This window comes from Streptomyces sp. W16, from assembly GCF_033194735.1.
Lineage (GTDB): Bacteria > Actinomycetota > Actinomycetes > Streptomycetales > Streptomycetaceae > Streptomyces.
The window spans coordinates 1-3,245 of record NZ_JAWOAI010000794.1; the positions used below are offsets into that span (position 1 = coordinate 1).

Annotated in this window: 2 protein-coding genes and 1 pseudogene; 2 read left to right on the plus strand and 1 reads right to left on the minus strand. The window is 70.8% G+C overall.

Going from position 1 to position 3,245, the window contains the following annotated elements; translation table 11 throughout:
• The coding region (locus R6V09_RS49385) for a PucR family transcriptional regulator (RefSeq protein ID WP_317887975.1) at positions 1–657 on the plus strand (657 nt) is incomplete at its 5' end.
• Here the strand turns inward: R6V09_RS49385 and R6V09_RS49390 are convergent.
• Positions 654–2,261: a purple acid phosphatase family protein gene (locus R6V09_RS49390; RefSeq protein ID WP_317887976.1), complete on the minus strand. Its 1,608-nt coding sequence runs from the start codon at positions 2,259–2,261 to the stop codon at positions 654–656. The genes R6V09_RS49385 and R6V09_RS49390 overlap by 4 nt on opposite strands.
• A 278-nt stretch (positions 2,262–2,539) precedes the next feature.
• Between R6V09_RS49390 and R6V09_RS49395 the strand changes: the two are divergent.
• A pseudogene (locus R6V09_RS49395) lies at positions 2,540–3,245 on the plus strand (diaminopimelate decarboxylase); the annotation flags it as partial.

Genomic DNA, 3,245 nt, shown 5'->3' on the forward strand with positions numbered 1-3,245 from the left:
CTCACGCCCGCCGGTACGACGGAGGCCGCCGGACACTGGATCGTGGTCCACGGCCGGTACGCGACGGCGCCGCCCCCGGGCGACGATCCGGCTCAACTCGCCACCCTGGGCACCGCGTTGGGCACCCCGTATCTGTACATCGACGGCTCCGAGCTGAGGGCGTTGATCCCCAGCGCCTCGGACGCGCGTCCCGAAGTGCCCGCGCAGGCCGCCGACCTGGGCTGGGTTCTCGGGTTCAGTACGCCCGTGCCGGCCGCGGAGCTGGCGCACGCGGATGTCCGGGCGGGACGTGCACTGCGGCGCGCGATCGCGGCGGAACTGCCCGCCGTAGTCCACAGCAGGGATCCGCTCACCGTCCACGGGCTCGTTCCGGCCGCCGACGCCCGGGAGTTGGCCCGCACCCGGTTCGCCCCGCTCGACGGTGCCGGTTCCCCGGGCGCGCCGGTCCTCGTCGACACCTTGCGGACCTGGCTGACCCTGCACGGCAGTTGGGACCGTACGGCGGCGGCCCTGCACATCCACCGGAACACCGTGCGGCACCGTCTGGCACGGGTCGCCGAACTGCTCGATGTGGACCTGCAGGACCCCGGCGTGCGGATGGAACTCTGGTTCGCCCTGCACTGGTTGCCGGACGGGGACCAGGACCGTTCCGACTAGCGGTAGCCGTCCGAGCGCTTGCGGTGGAGGGTGAAGTTCTCGAACACCGACAGGTCGCCGTTCGGCTTGTTCACGTTGTAGTAGGTCACGTGCATGCGGGTGGTGTCGCCGGGGTGCGCGCCCGGGTCGACGGTGAACGCGGCGAAGCCGTAGGGGTGTTCGGTGTCCCGGACGCCGATCCAGACCGCCTCCTCCTTGGTGTAGGTGGAGGTGCGCTTGCCGTTGGAGCCGGGGGTCGCCGACACGGACGTGATCACCTTGCCGGTGCCGTCCTTGAAGAAGCTCTGGTTCGTGGTGCCCGAGACCCCGCCGCCGCCGAGGATCATGTGGACGGTGCCGAGGCCGGTGTCGATGTTGTCGGTGGCCGTGGAGATGGGGTTGGGGGTCAGCGTCTCGGTGCCGCTGACGACTCCGCGGACGGCGAGGGAGCGCTCGTAGTTGTGCTCGTGGCCGCACAGGACGAGGTCCACGCCGTAACGGTCGAACAGGGGGCCGTACTTCTGGCGCAGGCCCAGGTCGGCGCCGTTCGCGTCCGTGGAGCTGACCATGACCTGGTGCATGGCGACGACCACCCAGTCGACGTCGCGCGAAGACCGGGCCGCCTTCAACTCCTTCTCCAGGAAGGCGAGTTGACGTCCGCCGGAGTAGCCGCTGATGTAGACGTCACCGCCGTCCTGGAGGCAGTTGTCGTCGTTCTGCAGCACGATGACCCGGACCGAGCCGGCCGTGAACGCGTAGTAGAGGCCCGCGAGTTCGGCGTCGGTCTCGGTGGACGGCAGGTCGAAGTAGGTCTGGTAGGCGCCGAGTCCGATCGGGCCGTTGGCCTTCTCGATCTCGTGGTTGCCGGCCGCCGGCATCCAGGGGCGGAAGCGGGCCGAACGGGTGTTGTTGGTGAAGAAGTTGTTCCAGGTGCGCACCCGGTCGACGTCCAGGTTCGCGTAGCAGAGGTCGCCGTTGAGCAGGTGGAAGAGCGGGGCGACCTGCTCGATGCCGGTGACGATGTCCTTCGTCGCGGGAGTGGAGTTCGCGTCGAGCCCGACCGTGCCGTTGGCCGCCCAGGTCACCTGCGGGGCGGACTGGTCGCCGAAGCTGGTGAAGGTGAGCGGCTTCCGGCCGCGCGGGGCGGTGCGGAACGTACCGCTGTCGGGGGTCGCGCCCTCGTGGGTGACGAGGTACAGGTAGTCGGTGTCCGGGGTGAGTTTGTTCAGCGCGGCGTGGTGGACGTAGACGGTGCGGCTGGAGGTGCCGTCGACGTAGGTGACGGTGCGGGCCTTGGCGCTGGAGCCGAAGCCGTGCTCCAGCGTGCCGTAGCGCACGACGGGTCTGGTCACCGGTTTGTCGGTGATCCACGAGACCGTCATCTGGGTGCGCGGGTCCGCCCCGAAGGTGAGGTGCAGGCCCTGGACCGGCGACGCGCCGGAGGAGTCCGCGGTGAGGTGGAATGCCGGGGCGGCCGGCGGGGCGGCCTGTGCCGTGCCTGCTCCCAGCAAGGGGGTGACGGCGGCGCCGGCGCCGGCCGTACCGAGGAGGCCCAGCGCGTGCCGTCGGCTGACCCCCTCGGACGACTGCGCCGAACCGTCCGGTGTCTCTGTCTGTGCGGTCATGATGCCCTCCCTGGCGAGCAGTTGAGCTGACAACGTCCGCACCCTGGCGCTTCCCGGCGGCTCCTGAGTGAACAGTGCGTTGCCAGACGGTCATCGCGAAGCACGGGGCGGTCCGCGGCGGCGATTCTTGCCCCGCGCTTTGCCAGGGGCCGCCACTTCGTTGACACGGGCGGGCGGCGGAAGGCGAGTTGAGGGATCAATTCCGGCCACCGTCGGCGCCCGCGTCACGGGCGCGTCAAGAACCGGCCCTCAGGCGTCAGGCGGGCGCCAACACGGCGATGCGTCGGCTCTCCCCGGCACTTCGATGGGCTGCGGAAGTCCGTGAGGACCTGAGCACCGCGCTGCGGCTCGGTGTCGGCCGTATCGTCGTCGACAGCGCCTCGGAGATCGCCCGGCTGGCCGCGCTCACCCCCACCGACAGCCGGCAGCAGGTGATGGTGCGGGTGGTGCCCGGCATCGCGGCCGGCGCGCACCCGAAAGTACGTACCGGCACCGACGACCAGAAGTTCGGCCTGTCGATCACGGACGGCTCCGCGCAGCACGCCGTGTCCCGGATCCTCGACCAGCCGCACCTCGAACTCGTGGGCCTGCACTGCCACATCGGCTCGCAGATCACCACGACGAAGCCGTACGTCGCCGCGGTGCGCCGCATGGTCGGGCTGTTGGCCCGCATCCGGGACCAACACGGCGTCACCCTCGGCCAGTTGGACATCGGCGGTGGGCACGGCATCGCCTACCGCCCCGGCGAGGAGCAGCTGGACATCTCCGTCCTCGCCGGCCGGGTGCGGGCCGAGTTGACGGACGACTGTGCCCGCAGCGGGCTGCCGGTGCCCCGGCTCACCCTCGAACCCGGCCGGGCGATCGTCGGACCCGCCGGAGTCGTCGTGTACCGGGTGCCGGCGGTCAAGCGCACCGGCGACCGTACCTTCGTCGCGGTCGACGGCGGGATGAGCGACAACCCGAGGCCCGCGCTGTACGGCGTGC

Coding starts and splice junctions, on each gene's coding strand:
- R6V09_RS49390 (WP_317887976.1), bottom strand. CDS start 2,261: ATGACCGCACAGACAGAGACACCGGACGGTTCGGCGCAGTCGTCCGAG.